21 protein-coding genes are annotated in these 26,774 nt (G+C 63.2%); 5 read left to right on the forward strand and 16 right to left on the reverse strand.

Annotated elements, in window-relative coordinates:
* Positions 1-11: 11 nt before the first annotated feature.
* Together IB277_RS33845 and IB277_RS33850 are read left to right on the forward strand one after the other, a co-directional pair.
* Complete coding sequence (locus tag IB277_RS33845) at positions 12-1,454, forward strand: M81 family metallopeptidase (RefSeq protein ID WP_034799565.1); 1,443 nt, start codon at positions 12-14, stop codon at positions 1,452-1,454.
* 181 nt (positions 1,455-1,635) lie between these two features.
* A complete protein-coding gene (locus tag IB277_RS33850) occupies positions 1,636-2,856 on the forward strand; it encodes an MFS transporter (protein ID WP_060530310.1) in 1,221 nt (406 codons plus the stop codon).
* A 1-nt stretch (position 2,857) separates the two neighbouring features.
* Here the strand turns inward: IB277_RS33850 and IB277_RS33855 are convergent, their stop codons facing one another.
* From IB277_RS33855 to IB277_RS33925, 15 genes are all read right to left on the reverse strand, one after another.
* Positions 2,858-3,496, reverse strand: coding sequence for a hypothetical protein (locus IB277_RS33855; protein ID WP_034799569.1), 639 nt, complete (start codon positions 3,494-3,496; stop codon positions 2,858-2,860).
* A gap of 268 nt (positions 3,497-3,764) precedes the next feature.
* A complete protein-coding gene (gene hutU / locus IB277_RS33860) occupies positions 3,765-5,438 on the reverse strand; it encodes a urocanate hydratase (protein WP_192372818.1) in 1,674 nt (557 codons plus the stop codon).
* Positions 5,439-5,440: 2 nt separating this feature from the next.
* Positions 5,441-6,259 carry an N-formylglutamate deformylase gene (gene hutG, locus IB277_RS33865; protein ID WP_134886960.1) on the reverse strand — a complete coding sequence of 273 codons (819 nt, stop codon included), beginning with the start codon at positions 6,257-6,259 and terminating at the stop codon, positions 5,441-5,443.
* 1 nt (position 6,260) lies between these two features.
* Positions 6,261-7,796: a histidine ammonia-lyase gene (gene hutH / locus IB277_RS33870; protein WP_034799573.1), complete on the reverse strand. Its 1,536-nt coding sequence runs from the start codon at positions 7,794-7,796 to the stop codon at positions 6,261-6,263.
* Positions 7,793-9,037, reverse strand: coding sequence for an imidazolonepropionase (gene hutI / locus IB277_RS33875; RefSeq protein ID WP_034799575.1), 1,245 nt, complete (start codon positions 9,035-9,037; stop codon positions 7,793-7,795). Before hutI ends, hutH begins: the two co-directional genes overlap by 4 nt.
* Before the next feature lie 300 nt (positions 9,038-9,337).
* Entirely contained in the window at positions 9,338-9,922 is a 585-nt protein-coding gene (gene phnN, locus IB277_RS33880) for a phosphonate metabolism protein/1,5-bisphosphokinase (PRPP-forming) PhnN (protein WP_034799577.1), read from the reverse strand.
* Complete coding sequence (locus tag IB277_RS33885; protein ID WP_034799579.1) at positions 9,919-11,058, reverse strand: alpha-D-ribose 1-methylphosphonate 5-triphosphate diphosphatase; 1,140 nt, start codon at positions 11,056-11,058, stop codon at positions 9,919-9,921. The genes phnN and IB277_RS33885 overlap by 4 nt, the downstream gene beginning before the upstream one ends.
* A 1-nt stretch (position 11,059) precedes the next feature.
* Entirely contained in the window at positions 11,060-11,767 is a 708-nt protein-coding gene (locus IB277_RS33890; protein WP_034799581.1) for a DUF1045 domain-containing protein, read from the reverse strand.
* 128 nt (positions 11,768-11,895) lie between these two features.
* The gene (phnE, locus tag IB277_RS33895) at positions 11,896-13,413 is read right to left on the reverse strand and encodes a phosphonate ABC transporter, permease protein PhnE (protein WP_060518221.1); all 1,518 of its coding nucleotides are present in this window, start codon (positions 13,411-13,413) and stop codon (positions 11,896-11,898) included.
* Positions 13,414-13,422: 9 nt separating this feature from the next.
* The gene (phnE, locus tag IB277_RS33900; protein WP_060518329.1) at positions 13,423-14,385 is read right to left on the reverse strand and encodes a phosphonate ABC transporter, permease protein PhnE; all 963 of its coding nucleotides are present in this window, start codon (positions 14,383-14,385) and stop codon (positions 13,423-13,425) included.
* A 169-nt stretch (positions 14,386-14,554) separates the two neighbouring features.
* Positions 14,555-15,460 (reverse strand): phosphonate ABC transporter substrate-binding protein, encoded by a 906-nt coding sequence (gene phnD / locus IB277_RS33905; RefSeq protein WP_034799586.1) that lies wholly within the window; start codon positions 15,458-15,460, stop codon positions 14,555-14,557.
* 84 nt (positions 15,461-15,544) lie between these two features.
* Positions 15,545-16,387, reverse strand: coding sequence for a phosphonate ABC transporter ATP-binding protein (gene phnC / locus IB277_RS33910; protein WP_034799588.1), 843 nt, complete (start codon positions 16,385-16,387; stop codon positions 15,545-15,547).
* 247 nt (positions 16,388-16,634) lie between these two features.
* Positions 16,635-17,018 (reverse strand): YciI family protein, encoded by a 384-nt coding sequence (locus IB277_RS33915; protein WP_060601428.1) that lies wholly within the window; start codon positions 17,016-17,018, stop codon positions 16,635-16,637.
* Between the two features lie 393 nt (positions 17,019-17,411).
* Positions 17,412-18,539, reverse strand: coding sequence for an FAD-binding oxidoreductase (locus IB277_RS33920; protein WP_060601424.1), 1,128 nt, complete (start codon positions 18,537-18,539; stop codon positions 17,412-17,414).
* A gap of 78 nt (positions 18,540-18,617) precedes the next feature.
* Complete coding sequence (locus tag IB277_RS33925; RefSeq protein WP_060601421.1) at positions 18,618-19,586, reverse strand: LysR family transcriptional regulator; 969 nt, start codon at positions 19,584-19,586, stop codon at positions 18,618-18,620.
* A 235-nt stretch (positions 19,587-19,821) separates the two neighbouring features.
* Here IB277_RS33925 and IB277_RS33930 point away from each other — a divergent pair, with 235 nt between their 5' ends.
* Complete coding sequence (locus IB277_RS33930) at positions 19,822-21,009, forward strand: acyl-CoA dehydrogenase (protein ID WP_034799596.1); 1,188 nt, start codon at positions 19,822-19,824, stop codon at positions 21,007-21,009.
* A gap of 11 nt (positions 21,010-21,020) precedes the next feature.
* Positions 21,021-22,205, forward strand: a complete 1,185-nt coding sequence (locus tag IB277_RS33935; RefSeq protein ID WP_192372792.1) for a CaiB/BaiF CoA-transferase family protein — start codon at positions 21,021-21,023, stop codon at positions 22,203-22,205.
* A gap of 92 nt (positions 22,206-22,297) precedes the next feature.
* Here IB277_RS33935 and htpG read toward each other — a convergent pair whose 3' ends face one another.
* Positions 22,298-24,187, reverse strand: coding sequence for a molecular chaperone HtpG (gene htpG / locus IB277_RS33940; RefSeq protein WP_060518207.1), 1,890 nt, complete (start codon positions 24,185-24,187; stop codon positions 22,298-22,300).
* A gap of 358 nt (positions 24,188-24,545) precedes the next feature.
* On the opposite strand from htpG, the gene IB277_RS33945 reads away from it, so the two are divergent.
* Positions 24,546-26,762 (forward strand): DUF3141 domain-containing protein, encoded by a 2,217-nt coding sequence (locus IB277_RS33945; protein WP_060518205.1) that lies wholly within the window; start codon positions 24,546-24,548, stop codon positions 26,760-26,762.
* The last annotated feature ends 12 nt before the right edge of the window (positions 26,763-26,774 follow it).

Below are 26,774 nucleotides of genomic sequence, written 5' to 3' on the forward strand. Positions count from 1 at the left end.
GAGGAACGCTCATGCGCATCGCCGTTGGTGGCATCCATACCGAATGCAGCACCTATTCGCCTGTTCTGATGACAGAGGAAGATTTTCGCGTTCTGCGCGGCCAAACGCTGCTGGACGCCGAGTACTTCAGTTTCATGAAGGCCGAGGGTGTCGAGCATCTGCCGCTTTTGCATGCCCGCGCCGTGCCCGGCGGCCCCGTGTCGCGCCCAACCTACGACGCCTTCAAGGCCGAGTTCCTCGAAATGCTGCGTGACGCGCTGCCGATCGACGGGCTTTATCTCGCCATGCATGGCGCCATCAAGGTCGACGGGATGGACGACGCCGAAGGCGACTGGATCTCCGCCGCCCGCGCTGTCGTCGGTCCCAATTGCCCGGTGGCGGCGAGCTACGACCTGCATGGCAATGTCAGCCAGGAGATCATCGACCAGCTCGATATTTTTGCCGCCTACCGCACCGCGCCGCATATCGATACGCCGGAGACCATGACCCGTGCCTGGTCGATGCTGGTATCTGCGCTGAGAGACGGGACGCGCCCGGGCATCGCCTGGGCACCGGTCCCGGTCCTGCTTCCCGGCGAATGCACCTCGACCGAGGACGAGCCGGCAAAGTCGCTCTACGTGCAACTGCCCGAGATCGATAAGCGGCCGGGCGTTCTCGATGCCAACCTGATGGTGGGCTACGTCTGGGCCGACGAGCCGCGGGCGACCGCCTGTGCGGTCGTAACGGCCACCGACAGGGCGGCGGCCAAACGGGCAGCGGAAGAGATTGCCGCGGGCTACTGGTCGGAACGTCGAAACTTCCGCTTCGGTCCGGTCACCGGACCGCTCAACGAAATGCTGGATATCGCCGAGCGGGCGACGACGACGCCGATCATTCTTGCGGACTCCGGCGACAACCCGACCGGCGGCGGCGTTGGTGATCGCGCAGACGTGCTGAAGGCGCTGCTCGCCCGCGGCTGGCGGGGCGCGTTGATCGCCGGCATCACGGACCTGCCGGCGGTCGAAGCCTGCTTTGCCGCTGGGGTCGGCGAAACGTTGATGCTCAAGATCGGCGGCAGCCTCGATCCGGCAAGCCCCCGTGCGGAGATGCTGGCCGAGGTCGTCACGCTGGATGATCCCGGGCCTGCGAAAGAGCGGCAGGCGGTGGTGCGGGTCGGCGCGATCGATGTCGTTATCGCGGCACGGCGCAGGCCCTACCACAACATCGAGGACTTCCGGCGGCTGGGCCTCGACCCTGAGGCGGTGCGGCTGCTCGTCGTCAAATCGGGCTACCTGTCGCCCGAACTGGCGCCGATCGCCAACCCCAACCTGATGGCCCTGACTGAAGGGGTCGTCAATCAGGACATCCAAGGGCTCGCGAGCCTCCGCCGTCAGCGGCCGGCCTACCCCTTCGATCAGGACTTTTCCTTTGAACCCGTCGCCCGCTTTTCGGCGCGTTGGTCGAGCGGCGCCTGAGACATGCTTCGCACATTTCCTACCCGAGTTTCGGGTAGGGGCTTCCCTCAAAGCACCGCGCGTCGTTCGACGCGCATGGGCGCTGAAACGCCTTAGCCTTCCGCATAACACCGTCCTTAAATCGATCACAATTTAAGCGATTGTGCGATATCCTCCACCCGCTTCGCGGACACATTCTAGCATGACCTCCACCATTCTCAGCGCCATGCGCAACCCGGCCATGCGGATCAGCATGCTGGCAATCTTCCTGTTCGGGTTTGCCGGTGCGGCCACCTCGCCCTACCAGTCCGTCGTCGGCATCAACGAGCTGGGGCTCAGCGATGCCGTCTATTCGCTGCTGATCCTGCTTGCCTCGACGGTGAACGTCATCGTCAGTGTTTCGATCGGCATTCTGGCCGATCGCGTCGGCAACTACCGGCTGCTGATGTCGACGGCGATCTTTTTCGGCGTTGTCGGCTACGGCATCGTCTATGTGCTCCCGCATCAGATGAGCTTCGTCGTTAGCGTCTTGTTGCTGTTGCCGATCTACGGCGCGGTCTACACGCTGCTCTTTGCCAATGTGCGCAGCATCGCCCGGCGGATGAGCGGCCATGACGCCGCCTCGCTCACGACGGGCGCCCGCGCGGCCATATCAGTGTCCTGGGTTCTGGTGCCAGGACTGGTCGGCTTTGCACTCGCCGGCGGCGACAGCATGCTGCCGGCCTATCTGCTCGCCTGTCTCGGCTGCCTCGCCAATCTGCTGATCGTCTATTTTAAACTGCCCAACGAAAGCGGGGCCGACGCATCGCTCGGCAAGCGGCTTTCTTACTGGACGTCTTTTCGGGAGATCCTGGCGCCAGGGATTTTCCTGCGCGTCATCGCCGTTGCGATCATCACCTCGTCGCTGCACGTCAACGCCGCCGTGCTGCCCCTGATCATGACTGACGAGATCGGCGGCAGCGTCACCGATATCGGCATCATCGTTGGGATCGTCGCTTTCCTCGAAGTCGTGTTCATCTTCGTCTGGGCGCGCATCCAGCTGAGCCTTGTTCCATTCAAGGCGCTGGCGCTCGGAACCGCGATCTACATCGGCTACATGGTGCTGCTCGGCTTCTCGACGGCGACCTGGCAGATCTACGCGCTCACCTTGATCAGTGCCTTTGGTGCCGCCGCGTTGATCACGATCCCGATCAGCTACCTCCAGGACCTGATTGCCGACCGCCCGGGCCTCGGAAGCTCATTGCTCGCCGTGAACCTCTTCCTGAGCGGCGGCCTTTGCGCCGGGCTTTTTGCGCTCGGCACGCGGATCAGCGACTATTCGGGCACGGCGCTGCTTGGCGGCGCCGCAGGCCTTGCCGGGCTGGTGCTGCTGCTCGCGCTCGACGGCGATAAAACAGGGAAGAAAACATTCCGCCGCTCGTGAATTAGTCCCAGGGCTCATCGACAAAACTGCAGGTGAACTTTGTCTGGTTGTCCTGGAGACATCTCTTCTTTTGATCGGCGAGGATCATGATCCTCGCGAAGAAGCGCGAAAAGTCGGCCTTGCTGGAGGTAAACGTGGCTATCCCCAAAGCGTGCGCCTGGGCCTGCGCCACGCAGGTCGCCAATTCCTGATCGGGGACATCGCTGTTTGCAACGATGACAGCGCGGTCAAATCGCCCTTCCGCGGAATAGTTCACGGCGGAAGCGCAATTTGGTACGCCAGTTGCTGCAGTATCGTTCAGCAGCCGCTCGTAGTAGGGGTCGAAGCCGAAATCTTCAATTTTGCTGACGTCGACCCGGCCATTCTTGACGACATCCTTTCTGAAGATCACGCCGATGGTGTTTCTTCCGAGGCCCGGTTGGGCCTTGGTCTCAATTCCGGCGGCCATGGCGATCATTTGAATTGTCGAGAAGACCACGTCCCTCTTCTTGGTCTCCCCTTGGCTCATTCCGACGCCAATAAATTCCGGGAAGGCGGTAAAGTGCCGTTCTCCGTTGCGAACAGGGCCGAAGAAACTCACGTTTTGAGCGACCGCAGACGAGGCAACAAAGACGCTCGCAAGAAGCCCGGTGGCAAACATAAGATGTCTAATGGTTCTTCTCCCGTACCCGCCCCAGCGCATGAAGCCTTCTCATAAAAAACCAGCGCTCGCGTGAGCGAACAGAGATGTTCTGCAACGCGTCGCCAGCAATGCGATGGCATCTCGATTTTTCTAGCATTGCTATCAACAGCTGCAAGGCGCCGGAGCGAGGAAGACGCAGTCCTGACGCTAGTCTCATCAAAAAGTGATTGGGGCGCCTTTCGGCGCCCCAATCAGTATGTCCGTGAGTATGTCGGTCGAGAGCGGATCAGTTGCCGAGAATGCCCGGCAGGCGCAGGCCCTTTTCCTTGGCGCAATCGAGCGCAATGTCGTAGCCCGCATCGGCATGGCGCATGACGCCGGTTGCCGGGTCGTTCCAGAGCACGCGTTCGAGGCGCTTGGCCGCATCGTCGGTACCATCGGCGCAGATGACGACGCCCGAATGCTGCGAGAAGCCCATGCCGACGCCGCCGCCGTGGTGCAGCGACACCCAGGTGGCGCCCGATGCGGTGTTGAGCAGGGCGTTGAGCAGCGGCCAGTCCGAAACAGCGTCCGAGCCGTCCTTCATCGCTTCGGTCTCGCGGTTCGGCGAGGCGACCGAGCCGGAATCGAGGTGGTCGCGGCCGATGACGACCGGCGCCTTCAGTTCGCCGTTCTTGACCATTTCGTTGAAGGCGAGGCCGAGGCGGTGGCGATCGCCGAGGCCGACCCAGCAGATGCGCGCCGGCAGGCCCTGGAAGGCGATGCGCTCACGTGCCATGTCCAGCCAGTTGTGCAGGTGCTTGTTGTCGGGAAGCAGTTCCTTGACCTTGCCGTCGGTCTTATAGATGTCTTCGGGATCGCCGGACAGGGCCGCCCAGCGGAACGGGCCGACGCCGCGGCAAAAGAGCGGGCGGATATAGGCCGGAACGAAGCCCGGGAAGGCAAAGGCGTTTTCGAGGCCTTCTTCCTTGGCCATCTGGCGGATGTTGTTGCCGTAGTCGAAGGTCGGGATGCCCATGTCCTGAAAGGCGATCATCGCTTCGACGTGGTCGCGCATCGAGGCGCGCGCGGCCTTTTCGACGGCCTTCGGATCGCTGACGCGCTTCTCCTTCCACTGGCCCATGGTCCAGCCCTTCGGCAGGTAACCGTTGACCGGGTCGTGCGCCGAGGTCTGGTCGGTGACCATGTCGGGACGGATGCCGCGGCGGACCATCTCCGGCAGGATTTCGGCGGTGTTGCCGAGCAGGCCGACGGACTTGGCTTCGCCGTTCTTCGTCCAGCGGGCGATCATCTCCATCGCTTCGTCCAGCGTCTCGGCCTTTTCGTCGAGGTAGCGGGTGCGCAGGCGGAAATCGATCGAGTCCGGGTTGCATTCGACGGCCAGGCACGAAGCGCCTGCCATGACGGCGGCGAGCGGCTGGGCGCCACCCATGCCGCCGAGGCCGCCGGTCAGCACCCACTTGCCCTTAAGGTTGTCGCCATAGTGCTGACGGCCGGCTTCAACGAAGGTTTCGTAAGTGCCCTGAACGATGCCTTGCGTGCCGATATAGATCCACGAGCCGGCCGTCATCTGGCCGTACATGGCGAGACCCTTCTTATCCAGCTCGTTGAAGTGATCCCAGGTCGCCCAGTGCGGCACGAGGTTGGAGTTGGCGATGAGAACGCGGGGCGCATCCTTGTGGGTGCGGAACACGCCGACCGGCTTGCCCGACTGCACCATCAAGGTTTCGTCGTCGTTGAGGTCCTTTAGCGTCTCTACGATCTTGTCGAAATCGGCCCACGTGCGGGCGGCACGACCGATGCCGCCGTAGACGACCAGCTCGTGCGGGTTTTCCGCGACGTTTGGGTCCAGATTGTTCATCAGCATGCGAAGCGGCGCTTCGGTCAGCCAGCTCTTGGCATTGAGCGTGGTGCCCTGAGGGGCGCGCACGTCGCGAATATTGTGGCGCGGATTGTTGATGGTCATGCCTCGCTCCCTGTCAGTGTCTTGAGGTCAAATGCGATGGTTTCGATGCGGTTCAGGATCGCACCCAGCGGCTTTCGCAACAGGGCGGATCGTGTGGCGTCGAGCGCGAAAGGCGGCTCTTCAGCGGCGAGATGGGTCGATTGCGCGAGCTCCATCTGGATGGCATGCACGCCGGTTTCCGGGCGGCCATAGTGGCGGGTGGTCCAGCCGCCCTTGAAGCGGCCGTTGAGAATGCTGCTGTAACCTTCCGCAGCGGCAGCGATTGCGGCCGTCGCCTTCTCGATGTCAGGCGCGCAGGTCTTGCCCATGTCGGTGCCGATGTTGAGATCCGGCAGCGTGCCTTCGAACAGGAACGGAATGCGCGAGCGGATCGAGTGGCAGTCATAAAGCACGACCACGCCATGGATCGCCTTGACCCGCTCGATCTCGGCGGCAAGGGCCGCGTGATAGGGCGCATGGAATGACCGGAGCCGTTCGGCGATATCCGCTTCAGTCGGTGCCTCTCCGTCCTTCCAGATCGGCTTGCCGTCGAAGTCCGTTTCCGGGATCAATCCGGTCGTGTTCTGGCCGGGATAGAGGCTGACGCCCTCGGGATCGCGGTTGGCGTCGATCACGTAGCGGTGGAAGGTGGCGCGAACGACGGTCACCTCCGGCAGCAGGCCATCATAAAGTTGATGGATATGCCAGTCGGTATCGGCGAGGATTCGACCGTTATCGTTCAGCCGATCCCAGATCGCAGCCGGCACGTCGGTGCCGGTATGCGGAAAGCCGAGAATGACCGGCGAGTTGCCTTGTCTGACTTCGACGACCGCCATTTCAGGCCTCCAGGCTTGGCAGGATGCCGGCGGAGACGGCGGCGTTCAGACGGCCCGAGGCGATGAGGTCGCCGGCGGCCTTGAGGTCGTTGGCCATGTAGCGGTCCTCTTCGATCGTCGGCGAGACGGCGCGAAGGGCGGCAGCGGCCTTCTGTAATTCAGGGCTCGTGGCGAGCGGCGCGCGGAATTCGACGCCTTGGACGGCGGTCAGTGCTTCGATGCCGACGATTGAGAACAGGTTCTCGGTCATCTGCAGCAGGCGGCGCGCGCCGTGGCAGGCCATGGAAACGTGGTCTTCCTGGTTCGCCGACGTCGGCGTCGAGTCGACAGACGCCGGATGCGAGAGCTGCTTGTTCTCCGACATCAGCGCCGCCGAGGTGACTTCCGCGATCATCAGACCAGAGTTCAGGCCCGGCTTCTTGGCGAGGAAGGCCGGCAGGCCGTAGGAGAGAGCCGGGTCTACGAGCAGCGCGATGCGGCGCTGCGAGATCGCGCCGATCTCGCAGACGGCAAGGGCGATCTGGTCGGCGGCAAAGGCAACCGGCTCGGCGTGGAAGTTGCCGCCGGAGACGACCGAGTTGTCTGAAAGAACGAGCGGGTTGTCGGTGACGGCGTTGGCTTCGGTTTCAAGCACGCGGGCGACCGAGCGCAGCAGATCGAGGCAGGCGCCGTCGACCTGCGGCTGGCAGCGGATGCAATAGGGATCCTGCACGCGCTCATCGCCTTCGATGTGGCTTTCGCGGATTGCCGAGCCGGCAAGCAGCGCGCGGAGAGCCGCGGCCGTATCGATCTGGCCGCGATGACCGCGCAACGTATGGATATCCGGATGGAAGGGCGCTGACGAGCCCATGGCCGCATCGGTCGACATGGCGCCGGTGATGAGTGCCGCCTGTGCGGCACGATGGGCGCGGAAGAGACCGGCGAGTGCCAGCGCCGTCGACGTCTGGGTGCCGTTGATCAGCGCAAGGCCTTCCTTGGCGGCCAGCACCACCGGTTTGAGGCCGGCGGCGGACAGCGCTTCGCCGCCGGACATGCGACGGCCTTCGAAATAAGCTTCGCCGTGGCCCATCATGACTGCGGCCATATGGGCGAGCGGGGCGAGGTCGCCGGAGGCGCCGACCGAGCCCTTTTCGGGAATGACAGGGATGACGCCCTTTTCGAGCATGGCTTCGATCAGCCGCACGAGTTCGAGGCGGACGCCGGAGGCGCCGCGACCGAGGGAGACGAGCTTCAGCGACAGGATGAGGCGAACGACGTTCTCGGCGAGCGGCTCGCCGACTCCGCAGCAATGTGACAGGATCAGGTTGCGCTGCAGCGTTGCAACGTCGGCGCTGTCGATCTTGATCGAGGCGAGTTTGCCGAAGCCGGTGTTGATGCCGTAGACCGGCGCGTTACCGGCGACGATCTCGGCAATGCGGGCGGCAGCCTTGTTGATGCCGGCGTCAAAGGACGGATCGAGGCGGGCCGGCTCGCCGGACCAGTAAATGGTTTCGAGATCGCGGAGGGGCACGGAGCCCGGGTGTAGAGTGATGGTCATTGACCGATCCTTTGCCCTCTAAAGATGCGTTCATGAAGCGGATTGAAGCCGATGCGGTAGACGAGCTCGGCCGGATCCTCGATGTTCCAGATTGCCAGATCGGCGGATTTTCCGACTTCGATCGTGCCGGTTTCGGCCAGTAGGCCAAGCGCGCGGGCGGCTTCGCGCGTCGCACCGGCAAGGCATTCGGCAACCGTCAGCCGGAAGAACGTCGCCGACATGTTCATGGTGAGAAGCAGCGAGGTCAGCGGCGAGGTGCCGGGATTGCAGTCGGTGGCGATCGCGATACGCGCGCCGGCATCACGCAAAGCCTGGACCGGCGGCAGGCGCTCTTCGCGCAGCGCATAGAAGGCGCCGGGCAAAAGCACGGCGACCGTACCTGATTTGGCCAGGGCCGCAGCCCCTTCGGCGTCGAGATATTCGAGGTGGTCGGCCGAAAGCGCGCCGTAGGAGGCCGCGAGCTTTGCGCCGCCAAGGTTGGAGAGCTGTTCTGCGTGCAGCTTGACCGGCAGGCCGAGTGCCTTGGCGCGGTCAAAGACGCGGGCGATCTCGGCAGTCGAAAACGCGATGCCCTCGCAGAAACCGTCGACCGCATCGACCAGGCCTTCGGCATGGGCGGCGTCGAGGCCGGGCAGCACGACATCGGTGACGTAGTCATCGTTGCGGCCCTTGTAGTCCACAGGCGTTGCGTGTGCGGCGAGATAGCTCGTCATAACGCGCACCGGCCGCAGCGTTTCGAGTTTGCGGGCGGCACGCAGCATGTTGAGCTCGGCCGTGACGTTCAGTCCGTAGCCGGATTTGATTTCGACGGTCGAGACGCCTTCGGCAAGAAGCGTGTCGAGCCGCGGCAGGGTGCTTTCGACAAGCTGGTCGACGGTCAGCGCATTGGTCGCCTTGACCGAGGAAACGATGCCGCCACCGGCACGCGCAATCTCTTCATAGGTGGCGCCTTCGAGGCGCATCTGGAATTCGCGGGCGCGGTTGCCGCCATGAACGAGATGGGTGTGGCAGTCGATGAGAGCGGGCGTCACTACGCGGCCCTCGTAGTCCGTCGCTTCAAGGCTGCGTGCGAGGTCGGCGGGCAGTCCGCTCTCCGGCCCGGCATAGGCGATACGCCCATCGACGACCGCAACGGCCGCATTCTCGACGAGGCCAAGACCGTCAACGGTTTCGCCAAGCGTCACGAGACGCACATTGCGCCAGATGCCGGATGTCTGCCTGCGGGTCGAGAGTTCGTTCATCAGGTCGCCTCCACTGAATATAATGTATATACATATTAATTCGCTCCACAAGGGGAAATTTATGGAGCCTGCGGAAAAGGAAAGGGTGATCGGCCGAGTGAAACAGAGCGGGGGCTTTGAGGAGATGACCGTAGAACTCTGATTTCTCGGGAATTTCTCACCCCGGGTTCGTCATCACCGCAGGCAAAAAGAAAAGGCCCCGAGCCATGAGGTTCGGAACCTTTGTCTGTGTCCTTGGAATGGGGATCGCGACGCGTGCCCGCGAGCCGAAATCCTGCCGGGCCGCGAAAACAGATCACGCTAAACCGCGTGATCCGCCTTAGTGCGCAGCCGTTCAACCACCTCGACGAAGCGATTTCCGGCAATGTCGAGGCGACCGCTGTTGTCGATCACGCTGACATCCGGGCCTGAGGTCACGTCTGGAGCCTGGCGGCTGAGGCGTCGCAAAACTTCCTCTTCACTTTCGCGGCCGCGTTCGGCAAGCCGCTTTGCAAGCACAGGCGTCTCGGCTGTAACAACGACGACGGCGATCTCGCCGAAGGCTTCGCGGAACGCCGGCAGGGCACCACGGCTGCCATTGACGATCGCCGTCATGCCGTCCCTGACATTCCTGAGCACGACGACGGGGATGCCGTATTTCAGCCCATGCGCATCCCAGAAAACGGCGAAGGCGCCGTCCTTCTGCATCTCGACGAACTCGTCTTCCGAGACGCTTTCATGTACCTCACTGCCGGCATCCGACGGACGGGTAATGACGCGGCGGACGAAATGCACGTCGTGACAATCCGCGAAATGCCGGGCGGCAAAGCCCATGACGCTGTCCTTGCCGGCGCCGCTCGGTCCAACAACGACGACAAGCGCGCCGCCCTGGTTGTTCGCGCTCATGCGACACGCCGTCCTTCGCGCCAGACGGAGCGCACGACCGGGATGCCTTCCTTGCGATGGACGCGAGCGATATCGGCGCGAAGGCCGACGCCGATGCGGCCGCGGTCATCGAGACCGACGGTACGCGCCGGCGTCGACGTCACCATGGCGATTGCCTTTGGCAGGTCGACGGCGTCGAGTTCGTCGGAGAGCACGAAGGGGGCGTGGATCAGACTGAAGGGCACATAGTCCGACGACAGCACGTCGAGCACGCCGCGCTCGGCGAGATCGCGGGCGGCGATGTTGCCGGAGTGCGACTTGCCGCGCACGATGTTCGGCGCGCCCATCAGAACGCTGAGGCCCGCGCGGTGCGACGCCTCGGCGGCCTCGAAGCTCGTCGGGAACTCCGCAAGCTTGATGCCGAAGCCGATCGATTCCTCGACGTGGTCGATGGTCGCGTCGTCATGGCTGGCGATCGTGATGCCGCGGGCCGCACAGGCCTCGGCGAGCGCGGTGCGGTGCGGACCGGCATACTTGGCCGACAACGCCTGCTGCCGCTCGACGAAGCGCGCGAATTCTTCGTCCGAGAAGCCGCGCTTGGCTTTATAGTAGAGCGTGTACTGGTCCATCGTCTGGAACTGGCGCTGGCCCGGCGCATGGTCCATCAGCGAGACGAGCTTGACCTGCGGATCGTTCTGGAAGTCCTCGTAGTGTTCGAGCACGTCGGACGTTGAAACTTCGCAGCGCAGGTGGATCAGGTGATCGGCGCGAAGGCGACCCTCTTCCTTGGCCTGGGCCAGCGCGTCGGCCATGCTGCGCATCTCGCCCTTCTGGAAGCCGCCATCCTCGTCGGAGCCGAGACGCAGGCAGTCGAAGACCGTGGTGATGCCGGAGGTGACCACCTGTGCGTCATGGGCCTGGATTGCCGCGATCTTCAGCCAGCGCACGCCCGGGCGCGGCGAGTAGTGGGCTTCGAGGTGGTCGGTGTGCAGCTCGATGAGGCCGGGGATCAGATAGTCGCCTTCAAAGTCCTCGCCGCTGGCAACCGTGCCCTCGGAAATGTCGGCAATCTTGCCGTCGCGGATCAGCACCGAACCGTCGAGGATACTATCCTCGAGGACGATGCGGGCGTTGGTCAAAACCTGTTCTTTGCTCATCTCATGCGATCTTTCGTTGGGTGTCGCTGCCGAGCGGCAGCAGGGAGCGGACAGTAAAGGGTGCGCCGCGCTCCGGTTCGACGAAGAGCGCGACTGACGTGACGTGAAGTGGCTTGCCGATATGCTCGGCAAAGGTGGTTTCGAGCGCGGTACGCATCACGCCGCTGGTTTCCGTGGGCACCGGGCCAGTCAAGGTCAGGTGGAACTGGAACTCTTCGAAAACATAGGGATAGCCCCATTCTTTGAGGTAGCGCCTCTGGCGCTCAGGCAGGCTGTTTGGCTTGCGGCGGGCAAAGTCGGCGTCCGACAGCGGCGCGCGGAACGGGTCGAAGCGGTGAACGGCGTCTTCGGCCAAATCCAGCAGGTCGACGCAAGGCGCGGACGGCACGAGTCCGAAGAACGGGCCCAACTGGTGCAGCACGATTTCGGGGATCTCGAACGGGTCGAGGTCGGCGGCAAAGCACTCGAAAATACTTAGGAGCTCGTCTTCGTCCCGGCCTTCGGCAAGCTCGAAGGGAGCCTTCAGCGTACCGTGGAAACCGTAGCGCCGCGGGTCAGCCGTCAATGTGCGTTGCGTCTCTTCGTCAATCCCGGCGATCGTCGGAAGCGTGAGGTCCTCACCGGTAAAGGCGTCGCGCCCCAGCCAACGGGACGCGACCTGCGACAGCCGGTCGTCCGCCGGCGGCGCGAAATAGATGGCATAACGCACGGTCTTCACTTTCTTATAGCGACCGGCCCGCCAGGGCAGCGGGTCGATTGTTTGCGGGGATGCGATGCGCAGCTAGCCGATTTCCATGACAACATCATGATGGCGGACACGCAAATGCTTGGCTGTCGTCAATGTGCCTTGCTGCCCATCAGGCGCGAACGGCACGCGTTCGAGATGCTGTCGAAAATAAAGACAACCAGCAAGATCAGAAGCACCATATAGGCGACATTTTCCCAATCGGAATTGGTACGCATCGCTTCCCAGAGTTTGAGGCCGATACCGCCGGCGCCGACGGCGCCGATGATCGTCGCCGAGCGAGTGTTCGATTCCCAGAAGTAGAGCGCCTGGCTGGCAAAAACCGGCAGCACCTGCGGAAGCACGCCGAAGCGCTGCACGGCAAGCGGCGTCGCTCCGACCGACTTCACGCCCTCGCGCTGCTTGTCATCGATGTTTTCCAGCGCCTCGGAATAGAGTTTGCCAAGCGTACCGGTGTCGGTGAAGAAGATCGCGGAGATGCCGGCAAGCGGTCCGGGGCCGAAGGCGCGGGTGAAGAACAGTGCCCAGATGAACATGTCCACCGACCGCAGGAAGTCGAAGAAGCGCTTGACCACCTGGTTGGTCAGGAAGCTCGGCGTGATGTTTCTGGCGGCAAGGAAGCAGAGCGGGAAGGCGATCAGCGACGCAAAGAGCGTGCCGACAAAAGCCATGACGACCGTCTGCAACAGCTTCGTCCAGACGTCCAGATGCTGCCATTCGGCGTTATAGAGGATGTTGTTCCAGGCGAGCGAAAGGTTCGAGCGGGTCGGGTCGATCTGTTCGCCGGATGTGATGAGCGCGACGACCTCGCCATAGCTTTTGCCGAAGAAGGGCGAGTTGGTGTCGAACAGGAAGTTCGCCCAACCGAAGAAGCGGTTGCGGACGGAAACCTCGTCGCCTTCCACTTCAGCCCACCCGGTGGCGCCAAAGGCAAGCACGATCTTTTCGCCGGGCCGCTTCTGTGTCGCCCAGGCGGGCAGTTGGCCCTGCGGCCTCACCGTGTCGACGCCGTCTACGGTCATAACAAACGTGTCACCGCCATGGGTAGCCTTCACCAGGCCATCGGCGATCTCGATCCTGGTCGAGCGGTCGTAGGTTACGACGACGCGCGTCAGCACGTCTTCCGTCCGGGTTTCGATACGGTTCTGCGTTTCGGCAGCGGCTGTGCCACCGAGCGCGGAGCCGGGCGCCATGAAGCTGAACGACGAGCTTGCCTTCGGCTTGACCGCCTGCGCGGTGGAGGCCGGTATCTCGACCTGGCGCGTCACCGTCTGCCTGTCGAGCTCCACCCAGTCCGGATTGGGATTGGGCCCGAGCGGCGAATTGCGCTGATAGTTGAGACGCATCGTACGGTCGGGGGCGACGTGGATTTCCGGGCGTACCTCATAGGAAACCCAGTCGGCCAGGTAGGTGCCAGCGATGCCCCAATTGGCATTGCCGAGCACGTGGCCGATCGAGAAGAACCACCAGCTGAAGATGAGGTAGACGACGACGCCGCCGGCGATGGCTGCGGTGCGCACGCGGCTGGAGGTCGAGGATTTGAGGAGGTCGGGATGGCGGCTCGCGATCGCGTCCATTTCCATCGGGTTCAATCGTGTGGTCGTGGTCATGGTACGCACCTACTGGGCAAGCTGGAAGGCCTGCTCGCCAACGAGGCGGCGGCGAAGCCAGGCGGAAAACTGGTCGACGGCAAAAATGGTCGCAAACAGCAGGAGGACGATTGCAAGGGTCTTGGCCTGGTGTCCCTGGCCGATCGAAAGGCGCAGCAATTCGCCGATGCCGCCGCCACCGACGGCGCCGATGATCGTCGAGGCGCGCACGTTGATCTCGAGGCGTAGCAGGAAATAGCTGGTGAAATTGGGCAGCACCTGCGGCACCATGCCAAACCAGACACGCTCGATCCAGTTGCCGCCGGCAGCCCGCAGGCCCTCGTCCGGCTTCATGTCGGCGTTTTCGACCACTTCATAAAAGAGCTTGCCGAGCGCGCCGATCGTGTGGATCGAGACCGCGGCGATCGCCGGAATGGGGCCGAGCGAGAGGATCGCGAGGAAGAAGCCGGCGATCACCACCTCCGGAAAGGCCCGGAGCACTTCCATGATGCGGCGAACGATGCCGCGGATCCATGGATTGGGCATCAGGTTGCGCGCGGCAAGGAAGCAGAGCACGAAGCCGAAGGCCGTACCGATCACCGTCGAAAAGATCGCGATGTTCACGGTCTCCAGCATCTTGTGCACGTATTCGGGGATGTAGAAGCTTTCGGTCAGGTACAGCCGGCCCTCGGGGTAGTTGTACTTGAAGCTGCCATCGTCATAGGGCGAGGGCAGGTCGAACATGGCGCGGAAAATTTCTAGCCCGTCGCGCGGCGCGAGATCGCCGACGAAATCGAAGAAATGCGGCAAACGGTCGAAGAACTTGCCGGCATTGGAATCGTTGGCGAACCAGAGCGAGCCCGACAGCGCCAGGAGGAGAACGCCGAAGCCAAGCCAGGAATAGAGCCGGCGGCGGGAACTGAGTTCCTGCCAGTGACGCTCGATGACGGCGCCGTTGTCGCTCAGATGTCGCGGGAGCAGGGAAGTTGCCATGACCGTTCCGGCTTTCGCCGGCCTCTTGAGCATTTCCAAGTAAAGTGCGAAGCGGTTTTCCGCCCCGGAAATGCGTGAAAACAATGCGGCGAAGGATGCGAAAGCACCCCTTCAAACAGGGAAACGCTGGCCGTTTGGGCGGCCAGCGTTCCCGAGTGGTGCGGGTCTATCAGCCGCCGATCGTCGCCTTGCGGGCGTCGATGATCGGCTTGTAGAAGTCGGCGTTGACTTCGGTGTAGCCGGTGAAGTCACCGCCCTGGATGGCCGAGAAGCAGGCCGCATCGGTCTTCGGCAGGTCCAGCATGAACTGCTTGAACTTCGCCTTCATGTCGTCGTTCATCGTGTTGCGCACGACGATCGGGCCGTTCGGGATCAGCGGCGACTTCCAGAGCTCGACTAGGTCGTTCATGTCGAGGATGCCCTTGTCGACCATCTTTTTCAGGTTGCCCGAGGTGTAGCCGTCCTTGAATTCGCCGACGCCCGAGCCGAAGGTCGTGCCGGCATCGAAGGTGCCCTTGACGACTTCGAGAACGAGGTTTTCGTGACCGCCGCCGAAGCCGGTTTCACCGAAGAATTCCTTGACCGGGGCGCCGATCGCTTCCGGGAGCGTGACGAGCGGGACGAGGTAGCCCGAGGTCGAGTCCGGGTCGGCGAAGCCGAGCTTCTTGCCCTTCAGGTCTTCGATCTTGGTGATGCCGGAATCTTTGCGGGCAACCATGATCGAGTGGTAGCCGGTCGAACCGTCGGTCTGAACGGTCGTCAGGATCGGCTCGACGGCGTCAGCCTTGGCGAGGTAGATCTTGGCGTAGCCGGAAGCGCCGAGTTCGGCGTAGTCGAGCGTGCCGCCGAGCAGGCCCTGGATGACGCCGTCATAGTCGGCGGCCGGGAACAGCGAGACCTTCTCGACCCCAATGGCGGCCGGCAGCTTGTCGACCAGGCACTGGAAGTTGCGCAGGCGGTCGGCTTCGTTTTCGCCGCCGAGGATGCCGATGCGGAATTCCTTCAGGTCTTCAGCCTGGGCGTGGCCGACGAGGGCGAGGAGCGCTACGGCGCCCAGAAGAGCTTTCTTCAGCATAAGGTTCTCCCGTGTCCGGCTTGGCCGGATCCTATTGGGTTTCAAAGAGGTGCCCTTGACGCGGGCTTTCGATCATGGCGGGCGTCAGATGCCGGCCAGTGCCAGCGGCTTGAGGCCGGCCGATGCCGTTTCTTCCTGCGGTACTGCCGCCGGAATGTTGATGCTGGTGGAGGTCATCGATTCCTCGATGCCTGTGTCGGCGCCGTAGATCTCGGCAACCGCTGCCGCGGTCAGATCCTTGGGTTGGCCGTCGAAGACGACGCGGCCATGCGCCATGCCGATGATGCGTTCGCAATAGTTGCGGGCGGTATCGAGCGTGTGGAGGTTGGTGATCACCGTGATGCCATCGCGCTCGTTGATATCGCGCAGCGCATCCATGACGATCTTGGCGTTCAGCGGGTCGAGCGAGGCGATCGGCTCGTCGGCAAGCAGAACCTTCGGCTGCTGCATCAGCGCGCGGGCGATCGCGACGCGCTGCTGCTGGCCGCCGGAAAGCGTGCCGGCCGGCTGGAGCGCGGTCTGCTCGATGCCGAGGCGCTCAAGTGCGCCGATCGCCATGATGCGTTCTTCGCGGGTAAACATGTTGAGGATGCTCAAGACGGTCGAGCGGTGGTTGAGACGCCCGAGAAGCACGTTGGTGAGCACGTCGAGGCGCGGCACCAGGTTGAACTGCTGGAAGATCATCGCGCAGTCGCGCTGCCAGGTGCGAAGGGCAGCACCGCGCAGCGACGAAACTTCCGTGCCATCGAAGACGATCGAGCCGGACGACAGATCGACGAGGCGGTTGATCATACGCAGAAGCGTCGACTTGCCGGCGCCCGAGCGGCCGATCACGCCGACCATCTGGCCTTGCGGTATGTCGAAGGTAACCGAACTCACGGCTGTCTTCTTGCCGAACTGGCGGGTTACATTCTTCAACTGAAACATGTCTAGCAGGTCCTCTTCCGGGGAGACCGGTCATCGGTATGACCCTGCCATATCGGCGCTTCATGAAGCCGGAATGTCAGTTTGTTGTAAGTTCTGTTACAGTTCACAGCCCCGCATGTTTGGTTAACAAATTTGAATGGCTGCGCGCAGGCGCCTGCGCTCCCCGTCAACTTCAAGGGGCGCGCATCAACATCGAGCGGATATTTGTGGTCGGAGCCGCCGTCGCGGCGCAGGACCGGCGCAGTCGCTAGCTCTGTGGACCGGGGTCCAGCGTCGCGCCGGGAACATAGAGCGCAATCGGCCGGATCTCGTAGATCGCGGTCGGATTGGAGCGGCGCAATTCGCGCGCGGCGTCAACTGCCGCGTCGATGGCCGGGAAGTCGACGACGTAGAGGCCGAGCAATTGCTCCTTGGTTTCGGCAAAGGGGCCATCGGTGACAATGCCTTCGCCCTTGCCCCTCAGCGTCACAGCACCTTCGGTAGGCCCGAGCCGTGCGGCCGGGCCAAAGGCCTTCTGCTGGACGAACCGGTCATGAACTTCAAGCAGGTCGGACATCAGCGCTTCGTCCTCCTCCTCGGTCCAGGATTCGACGACGCCTGCTGTATGGTAGGCCAAGATTGCGTAATACATGAACCGTCCTCCCGCGCGTATTCCTGTCAGGTTTTGCCGGCCGCATCAACGCCTCGTCGTGCGGACGGTGTCACCGAGCGTGCCACCGGAGTGGGGCGCGTGTTCAGCGGATCAGCCCCAGGCCGCCGCTGCCCAGCGACAGGCCTGCCTGGCAATCCGAGAACGGCGCTTGATCTCGCCGCGGGCTGCTGCGTCGCGGGCCCTCCAGACGAGGCCGCGGGCGAGCGAGCGGGCAACTTCGCGCCCGGGTGGATATCTTCGGCTGAGCGCGCGCAGGCCTTCATCGATCGCGGCATTGCCGAAGACCTCGTCACAGTCGTGTTTCGACCCCGCCGCGGCCCGCAGTATCGTGCTGGGCGTGGCCTTCCTCGCCTGCGGCCAACTCTGCTCGGGCTAGCGTTCCAATCGAGCCGGGCTGAACTTTGCGGCATCGAGGCCGGTCGCTTCGAAGGCCTCGGGCGCTGGTGCACCCACGAGGAGGCTTGCGGCGAATGCGCCGAGCGCCGGTGAGGTGAGGATGCCGTAGCCGCCCTGGCCGGCGAGCCAGAAGAAGTCCGAACGCTCGCGGGTAAAGCCGATCACCGGAAGCTTGTCCGGCGAGAAGCTGCGCATGCCGGCCCAACTCTTGAAGATGCGGCGCACCGGCACGGTCGTTGCCTCCTCGACGTAGTGCGCAGCCCAGGCGACGTCGATCTCCTCCGGCTGGACGTCGGCCGGATCGCACGGCGTTGCGTCGGCGGGCGAGGAAAGCAGCCGCCCGCCTTCGGGCTTCATATAGAAGTCTTCATCGATCTCGTTGATTTCGGGCAGCGTCAGCGCGTCGATGCCTTCGGGCAGGTCGACGGTGATTGCGGTGCGGCGATGCGGCACGATGCCGATGGGGGCGACGCCGAACGATTGTGCGACGGGATCGGCCCAGCCGCCGGCAGCATTGACGATCGTCTTTGCACTGACTTCGCCGGCACTCGTCGCCAGCACCCAGCGGTCGCCGTCCCGGCGCGGCGCCAGCACGTCCGTGCGCTCGATAATTACCGCGCCATGGCGGCGCGCGCCCCGGACGTAACCCTGCAACAGGTTCTCGACTTCGATGTCCCAGAACTGCGGATCGTAATAGGCCGCAGCCACATAGTCGCGGCGCAGGATCGGCACACGCGCGATCGCCTCGTCGACGGTCAGCCGTTCAATTTCGGCGTTGGCACGGCTCTCCGCGGCAAACACCTCTTCGAACCGGGCAACTTTCTCGGCATTGGCGATCATGACGCCACCGCGCTGCTTTAGCAGCGCGACGTCCGAGAAGCCTTCGGGCGGATTATCGAAAAAGCTCTTGGATATCGCCGCCAGCGCACAGACCTCCGGCGCGTTATAGCGCAGCACGAACTCTGCCGCCGAGCGGCCGGTGCTGTGATAGCCGAGCCCTTCTTCCCGCTCGATCACCACGACGGAGCGATGCGGTGCCAGGAAATAGGCAAGCGACAGGCCGGCGATTCCACCGCCAATGATCGCCACGTCGTAGTCTTGCATGTCCGCCTCCGTTGGTTGTCGGCCGGACCATAGGCAAGGCGTCATCTGTGTTCAAATTTATAACTGGAAAGGTGGCTATCAATCCTGATGATGGTCAGCCCGATCGTCGAGGCAGTGGTCCAGCGGCTCCGTATCGGCCACATGGGCAAGAAATGCGGCTTCTGCCGGATTGAGGATCGCATTCGGATTGGAGATGCGGAAGACATCGGTGGTGGGCAGATCGCTATAGGGCGGCAGCTGCCACAGTTGGCCCGCCGCGACGGCTGGCGATGCCAAGTGATCCGGCAGCATGCCGATGCCGACATTGGAGGCGATCAGCCGCATCACCTCCTCGACATTGCAGGAGACGGCGCGGACCTGCTGGCCAAAAGACCCGATCGCGCGCACGGCGGTTACCGAGTTCATGTGCTGGCCGCCCAAAACGTCGGCGATGAAAGCGATATAGGGATTGCCCCTGAGGTCGTTGAAGTCGACGCCTTCGACCCCGAAAAGCGGATGGCTTCTGCCGCAATAGAGCGCATAGCGCTCGCGCACGTGAAACCGCCTGTTCAGCCAGTCGGGAATGTTGCCGTCGCATAGGCCCATGGTCGCAACATTGCGCTCGACGGCGCTCAACACATCCACGGTAGTTGCGACCGTGACCGACAGCGTGACCTTGGGGTGCAGGCGAAAGAAGCTTTCGAGCTTGCGGTCCCAGGCGGGATTATGCGCGTGGCTGACCGAGTGGATGTTGAGATGGCCGGTGATCTCCTCGCCGGCGGTTTCAAGAACATTCGGCAGGCGGATGACGGCTGCGAAGATATCGCGGCACTGCGCATGCAGGCGCGCACCGGCGTCGGTCAGGTTGAAACGCCCGGGACGCCGGTCGATGAGTTTCTGGCCGACGGTTTGCTCCAACCGCTTCAACGCCATGCTGACGGCCGGCTGTTGCAGGAGCAACCGGTTGGCGGCGGCCGTGATGCTGCCTTCCTCGACGAGCACGACGAAGGTGCGCAGCAGATTCCAGTCGAGATTGTGGGCAAAGCGTTCGAGGCGGTCATTGGCCATGGTCGTGGCTTGCTTCTGATCTCTGGCGTTGAACTGGCCCTTTGTTCTGCAAGGAGGGAAGCGGAGCGAAGGACGTCCGTTCTTGTCGTCATATTCCAGCGAATTTGCAACATGGGCTGCTCGATGGCGAGGGAGGGGCCATTCCCCGGACGCATGAGGCGGTGCCTCAATTTCGTTTGAAACGGCATGCACCCCTTGCGATAACGTGAGCCGAATAATCCGATGGGAGAGAAACATGGCCGGCAAGACGCAATTTCAATGGGATGATCCGTTCCTCCTCGACGATCAGTTGACCGAGGACGAGCGTATGATCCGCGACACCGCGCGGGCCTATGCGCAGGACCGGCTGCAGCCGCGCGTCATCGACGCCTACCGCGAAGAATCGACCGATCCGGAGATCTTCCGCGAGATGGGCGAGCTCGGTCTGCTCGGCGTCACCGTTTCCGAAACCTATGGCGGCGTCGGCGCTTCCTACGTCGCCTACGGCCTCGTTGCTCGCGAAGTCGAGCGCGTCGATTCGGGCTACCGCTCGATGATGAGCGTGCAGTCGTCGCTGGTGATCTATCCGATCTATGCCTATGGTTCTGAGGAGCAGAAGCAGAAGTACCTGCCGAAGCTCATCAGCGGCGAGTGGATCGGCTGCTTCGGCCTGACCGAGCCGGACGCCGGTTCTGACCCGGCCGGCATGAAGACGCGCGCGATCAAGACCGAGAGCGGCTACCGCCTCGTCGGCTCGAAGATGTGGATCTCTAACGCACCGATCGCCGATGTCTTCGTTGTCTGGGCAAAGTCGGAAGCGCACGGAGGCGCCATCCGCGGTTTCGTGCTCGAAAAGGGCATGAAGGGTCTTTCCGCCCCGAAGATCGCCGGCAAGCTGTCGCTGCGGGCGTCGATCACCGGCGAAATCGTCATGGACAATGTCGAGGTCGGCGAAGAAGCGCTGCTGCCGAACGTCGAGGGTCTCAAGGGTCCGTTCGGCTGCCTCAACCGTGCCCGCTACGGCATCTCCTGGGGTGCGCTCGGCGCTGCCGAGTTCTGCTGGCATGCGGCGCGTCAGTACGGTCTCGATCGCAAGCAGTTCAACCGGCCGCTGGCGCAGACGCAGCTCTTCCAGAAGAAGCTTGCCGATATGCAGACGGAGATCACGCTCGGCCTGCAGGGGTCGCTGCGCGTCGGCCGCCTGATGGACGAAGGCCGTATGGCCCCGGAAATGATCTCGATCGTCAAGCGCAACAATTGCGGCAAGGCGCTCGACATCGCCCGCATGGCCCGCGACATGCACGGCGGCAACGGCATCTCAGAGGAATACCAGGTCATGCGCCACATGGTGAACCTCGAGACCGTCAACACCTACGAGGGCACGCATGACGTCCATGCGCTGATCCTCGGTCGCGCCCAGACCGGCCTTCAGGCCTTCTTCTGAGCGGTGCCGTCATGGAAACGCCGCTGAAGGGCATTCGTGTCCTGGAACTGGCCCGCATTCTGGCGGGCCCATGGATCGGCCAGACGCTGGCCGATCTCGGTGCCGACGTCATCAAGGTGGAAAGCCCGGCCGGCGACGACACCCGCACCTGGGGCCCGCCCTTCGTCGCGGGCGAGGAAGGCGAGAAGCTCGACGCCGCCTATTTCCACGCCTGCAACCGCGGCAAGCGCTCGGTGGTGCTCGACTTCACGACCGAGGAGGGGCAGGAGGCCGTGCGCCGCCTTGCCGCCCAGTCGGACGTGCTGCTTGAGAACTTCAAGGTCGGCGGGCTTACGAAATACGGGCTCGACTACGAGAGTCTGAAGAAGATCAATCCGCGGCTGATCTACTGCTCGGTCACTGGCTTCGGCCAGGATGGTCCCTATGCGCACCGCGCCGGCTACGACTACATCGTCCAGGGCATGAGCGGCATCATGGATCTGACCGGTGAGCCCGATCGCGAGCCACAGAAAATCGGCGTCGCCTTCGCCGATATCTTCACCGGTCTTTACGGCGTGATTGCCGTGCAGGCAGCCCTTGCTCAGCGCGAGCGCACCGGCGAGGGGCAGCAGATCGACATGGCGCTGCTTGACTGCATGACGGGCGTGCTTGCCAACCAGGCGCTCAATTTCCTCGTCTCGGGCAAGGCGCCGCGCCGGCTCGGCAATGCGCACCCGAACATCGCGCCCTATCAGGTCTTCCCCACCTCGGACGGTCACCTGATCGTCGCTGTTGGTAACGACCGGCAGTTCGTGAAGTTCTGCACCCTGCTCGGGCGTTCGGATCTTGCGACCGACGAGCGTTATCTGACCAACGCGCTTCGCGTGCAGAACCGGGACACGTTGACGCCGGAACTCGCCGCCGAAACCGCGAAGATCGAGCGCGACACGCTGTTGAAGTTGCTGGAAGATGCAGGCGTGCCCGGCGGACCGATCAACACCGTTGCCGACGTCTTTGCCGATCCGCAGATCGAGCATCGGCAAATGCGTGTGGATACGCCGCATTCGGGGGCCGCTGCCGGTACGTCGCCCGGGGTCCGGACGCCGATCCGGTTTTCGGCCGCCGAGCTTGCGCTCGAGCGTGGCGTGCCGCGACTTGGAGAGCATACGGCCGAGGTGTTGGCCGAAATCGGGATGGACGCGTCGAAGAGCGATTAACGCGACGTGAGACGCTGAGTGTCTCGTTTAGGCGTGACCTGAAGAAAATAGCGAAAGCCCTGGAAATCGGAGAGATTTCCAGGGCTTCTTTGTTAAGCCTTGAGGGCGCGATCAAAGACGCGCGACAGCCGTTCGGCGAAGCCGCGCGGGTCCTGCGGCTTGTCGCCATCGAGCACGCGCGCCTGGTCGAGCAGGAGTTGGACGGCGTCCGTGCGGAACGCCGTATCGCCGGCGGGGCTCGCGGCCATGGCGGTGATCAGAGCGTGGCTCGGGTTGATCTCAAGGATCGGCTTGGGGGCGTCGTCGAGACGGCCAGCACCTTGCAGCATCTTTTCGAGCTGGCGGTCGGGGCCGTGTTCGGGTGCCACCAGGCAAACGGCGCTTTCCGTCAAGCGGTCGGAGGTGCGCACGTCCGAGACGGACGCACCGAGCGTCTCCTTGGCGAAAGCGACGAAGTCGATGACCAGCTGGCTGGCCTGCGGCGCTTCTTCCTTGGCCCCCTCGGTCTTGGCGATGGCGCTGAGATCGGCCGCACCCTGCGTGATCGACTTCCACGGCTTTCCGTCGAAATCGGGCGCGGATGTGACCCAGAAGCTATCGACCGGATCGGTCAACAGCAACACCTCGATCCCGCGGGCGCGAAAACCTTCGAGCTGTGGTGAGGCCTTGAGCTGGGCGAGGTTGTCACCGGTCAAGTAATAGATCGCCGACTGGCCGTCCTTCATGTCCTTGACGTAATCGGCAAGGCTGCGCTGGCTCTCATCCGAAGTAGTGGTGCGGAAGCGCGACAGCGCCACCAGCTGCTCGCGGCGCTCGTAATCCTCATAGATGCCTTCCTTCAGCACGCTGCCGAAGTTTTCCCAGAGCTTGTCGAAGGTCTCTGTCTCGTTTTCCGCAAGCTTCTCGATCGCCGTCAGCACGCGATTGGTGACGCCCTTGCGGATGCTGGCGAGCAGCGGGCTTTCCTGGATCATCTCGCGCGAAACGTTGAGCGGCAGGTCCGACGTGTCGACGAGGCCGCGCACGAAACGCAGGTAACGCGGCAGCAATTCCGCTTCGTCGGTGATGAAGACGCGCTTGACGTAGAGCTTCATCCGGCCCTTGCGGTCCGGGTCGAACAGATCGAATGGCTTGGAGCCGGGCACGAAGGCAAGGGCCGTATATTCATGGCGGCCTTCGGCGCGGAAATGCACGGTCAGCGCTGGGTCGTCATATTGGCCGGCGACGCCGCGGTAGAAATCGGCGTAGTCTTCCTTGCTGATCTCGCTCTTCTGCTTGGTCCAGAGCGCGGTGCCGTCCCCGACCTGGACAGGCTCGGCATCGGGCTTTTCGAGAATCGAGATAGGCACCGGCACGTGGCCGGATTGGTCCTTGACGATGCGCTCGACGGTCCAGCGCGACGTGTAGGTCTTGGCGTCTTCCATCAGGTGCAGCGTGATGCGTGTGCCGCGCGCCGGGGCGTCCGCAAGTTCGGCTGCGGAAACGGTGTAGCTGCCCTTGCCGTCGGACGACCACAGGAAGGCGTGCTCCGAGCCGGCGCGGCGCGAGACCACATCGACCTTGTCGGCGACCATGAAGGCGGAATAGAAGCCGACGCCGAACTGGCCGATGAGCTGCGCGCCCTCCTTGCCCTGGGCGGCTTCAATGCGCTCCATGAAGGCGCGTGTGCCCGAGCGGGCGATGGTGCCGAGCGCTTCGACAAGCTCGTCGCGACCCATGCCGATGCCGTTGTCCTCGACGATGAGCCGGTTGTTTTCCTCGTCCAGCGTCAGGGTGATGCGCGGGGTCGGGTCACCGGCCAGAAGTTCCGGCGAGACGATCGCCTCATAACGCAGCTTCTCGCAGGCATCCGCCGCGTTCGAAATCAGTTCGCGGAGGAAGACGTTCTTGTCGGAATAGACCGAATGCACCATCAAATGGAGCAGTCGCGCCACATCGGCTTCGAAGACATGTTTCTCTACGGACATTTCGGTTTCGCTCATTGCCTGGCAACTCCTTTGGGTTTCGCCCCAATTGGCAAGCTGTGTCCTGAATTTCAAGGCCCGACTTGCGCACTCCCCATTTCTGGACAATGCTGCACTGCGAAAGATCACTCAACACCAGCGAAACGATGCTTCTTCAACGGGGTCGAAGGCGAGGAATTCGCAAGGGCGACAAGTCGCCGTAACACTCCGCTGTTATGTTCCTGCGACCCGGAAAGATGGTCCTGGCTCATCATGCCGAGTTCATATCGCGCTCTGCCGCCAGTCGATTTGACTAAGGTCAATGCGCGACAAATTGCGTTGCTCTATTGGCCTTGGCGACGGGGCTGACCTTCAATCGCACCGAGGAGTGGACATCATGCCCAAGCATTCCACGAGCCCGACAATCCCGACTTTCGCAGATGCCTATTCCTTTTCGCTCGATGCCTGGCAACGTTCGATCCTTTTTCTCGATGTCATGCGTCAGCGCGGCGCGCAATACGAGGAACATCGCACGCAGACCGCGCCGAACGTGCTGGAGTTCGAGGCCCAGCTTGTTACCGATGGGCGCACGCTCGCCCGGCCGGTGAACTATGCGCTGGTCAGCATCGTTCCGCCCGAGGGCGTCACGGTCGATCCGACCAAGCGTCCCTTCGTCGTCGTCGACCCCCGGGCCGGCCACGGCCCCGGCATTGGCGGCTTCAAGGCCGACAGTGAAATAGGTGTCGCGCTGAAAGCGGGCCATCCGTGCTACTTCATCGGCTTCTTGCCGGATCCGGTTCCTGGACAGACGATCGAGGACATCGCACTGGCCGAAGCCGGCTTTCTCGAAACCGTCATCACCCGCCATCCGCAAGCGGACGGAAAGCCCTGTGTGATCGGAAACTGCCAGGCGGGTTGGGCGGTCACGATCGTCGCCGCGCTGCGTCCCGAACTCTTCGGCCCGATCATCATTGCCGGCGCACCGCTGTCCTATTGGGCAGGCGTGCACGGGCAGAACCCGATGCGCTATTCCGGCGGGCTTCTCGGTGGCAGCTGGCTGACGGCGCTGACCGGCGACCTCGGCGGCGGCATATTCGACGGTGCCTGGCTGGTGCAGAATTTCGAGAACCAGAATCCGGCCAACACCCTCTGGACCAAGCAATACAATCTCTATTCGAAGATCGACACGGAAGCCGCGCGCTACCTCGGGTTCGAACGCTGGTGGGGTGGCCACGTCACGCTCAATGCCGAGGAGATGCAGTTCATCGTCGACGAACTCTTCGTGGGCAACAAGCTTGCCGCGGGCGAAATCCGAACATCGGACGGCACGGCGATCGACCTTCGCAACATCCGCTCGCCGATCGTGGTCTTCTGCTCCAAGGGCGATAACATCACCCCGCCGCAGCAGGCGCTCGACTGGATCCTCGACCTCTATGACAGCGTCGACGAAATCCGGGCCTACGGCCAGACGATCGTCTACACCGTCCACGAGACCGTGGGACATCTCGGCATTTTCGTCTCCGCCGGCGTCGCGCGGAAGGAACATGACGAATTCGCCTCCAACATCGAGTTGATCGACGTGCTGCCGCCTGGGCTTTACGAGGCGGTGCTGACGCCGGCGAGCGAGGCGGCCGAGGGCAGGGCGCTCGTCTCCGGAGAATGGCTGATGCGCTGCGAGCCGCGCACCCTCGAGGACATCCGCGCGCTTGGCGGCAACGACATCGAGGATGACAGGCGTTTCGCCACCGCGGCGAAGCTTTCGGAGATCAATCTGGCGCTCTATCGCACCTATCTGCAGCCGATGGTCAAGGCAGCGGCAACGCCGCCCGTGGCGGAGGCGATGCGCAACATGCACCCGCTGCGTCTGCAATACGCGCTTTTCGGGCCCGACAACCCCTTCATGGCCTGGACGTCGGCGCTCGCGGACTATGTCCGTGAAAACCGCGAACCTGCTGCCGCCGGCAACCCGTTCATCGGCTGGCAGGAGGCGCTGTCGCAGCAGATCGTGGACGGGTTAGAGACCTGGCGACGGACGGCTGAATATCTTTCGGAGCAAAGCTTCCACGCCATCTACGGCGCTCCGACCCTGCAAGCGGCACTCGGCATCGACACCAACTCAGACCAGCCGCCGCGCAAAGCGGAGAAGAGCCTCTTGCACCGCGAGCTCGTCAAGGCGCGGATCGCCGAACTCAAGGCCAGAATGGCCGTGGGCGGAACCTGTGAAGGTCTTGCCAGAGCCCTGACCTTCGTCGGCATGGCGCGCGGAGGCGCGGACGAACGCGGCTTCGAGGCTGTGCGCCGGCTCCGGCTTTCCCATCCGGAAGCAAAGCAACTGAGCCTGGCCGACTTCAAGACCGTTATGCGGGAGCAGTATTTCATGCTGCTGATCGACGAGGCTGCGGCGCTCGCCGCTCTTCCGAAGCTGCTACCGGAGGCGGTCGAGGAGCGTCGCAGTGCCTTTACGGCCCTTCGTGAGGTACTGGAGGCATCCGGAGCCGTGACGGGCGTGGCTGCCGAGCGGTTGCAGCAGGTTGCCGCGCTCTTCCGCCTGGACAGCGAGCCGCCGGTTCCGATCGCGGCGGGCAAGATCATTCGCAATCGCACCGCTACCTGATGGGGGAGTATC

The organism is Ensifer sp. ENS07 (assembly GCF_014852185.1).
Lineage (GTDB): Bacteria > Pseudomonadota > Alphaproteobacteria > Rhizobiales > Rhizobiaceae > Ensifer > Ensifer adhaerens.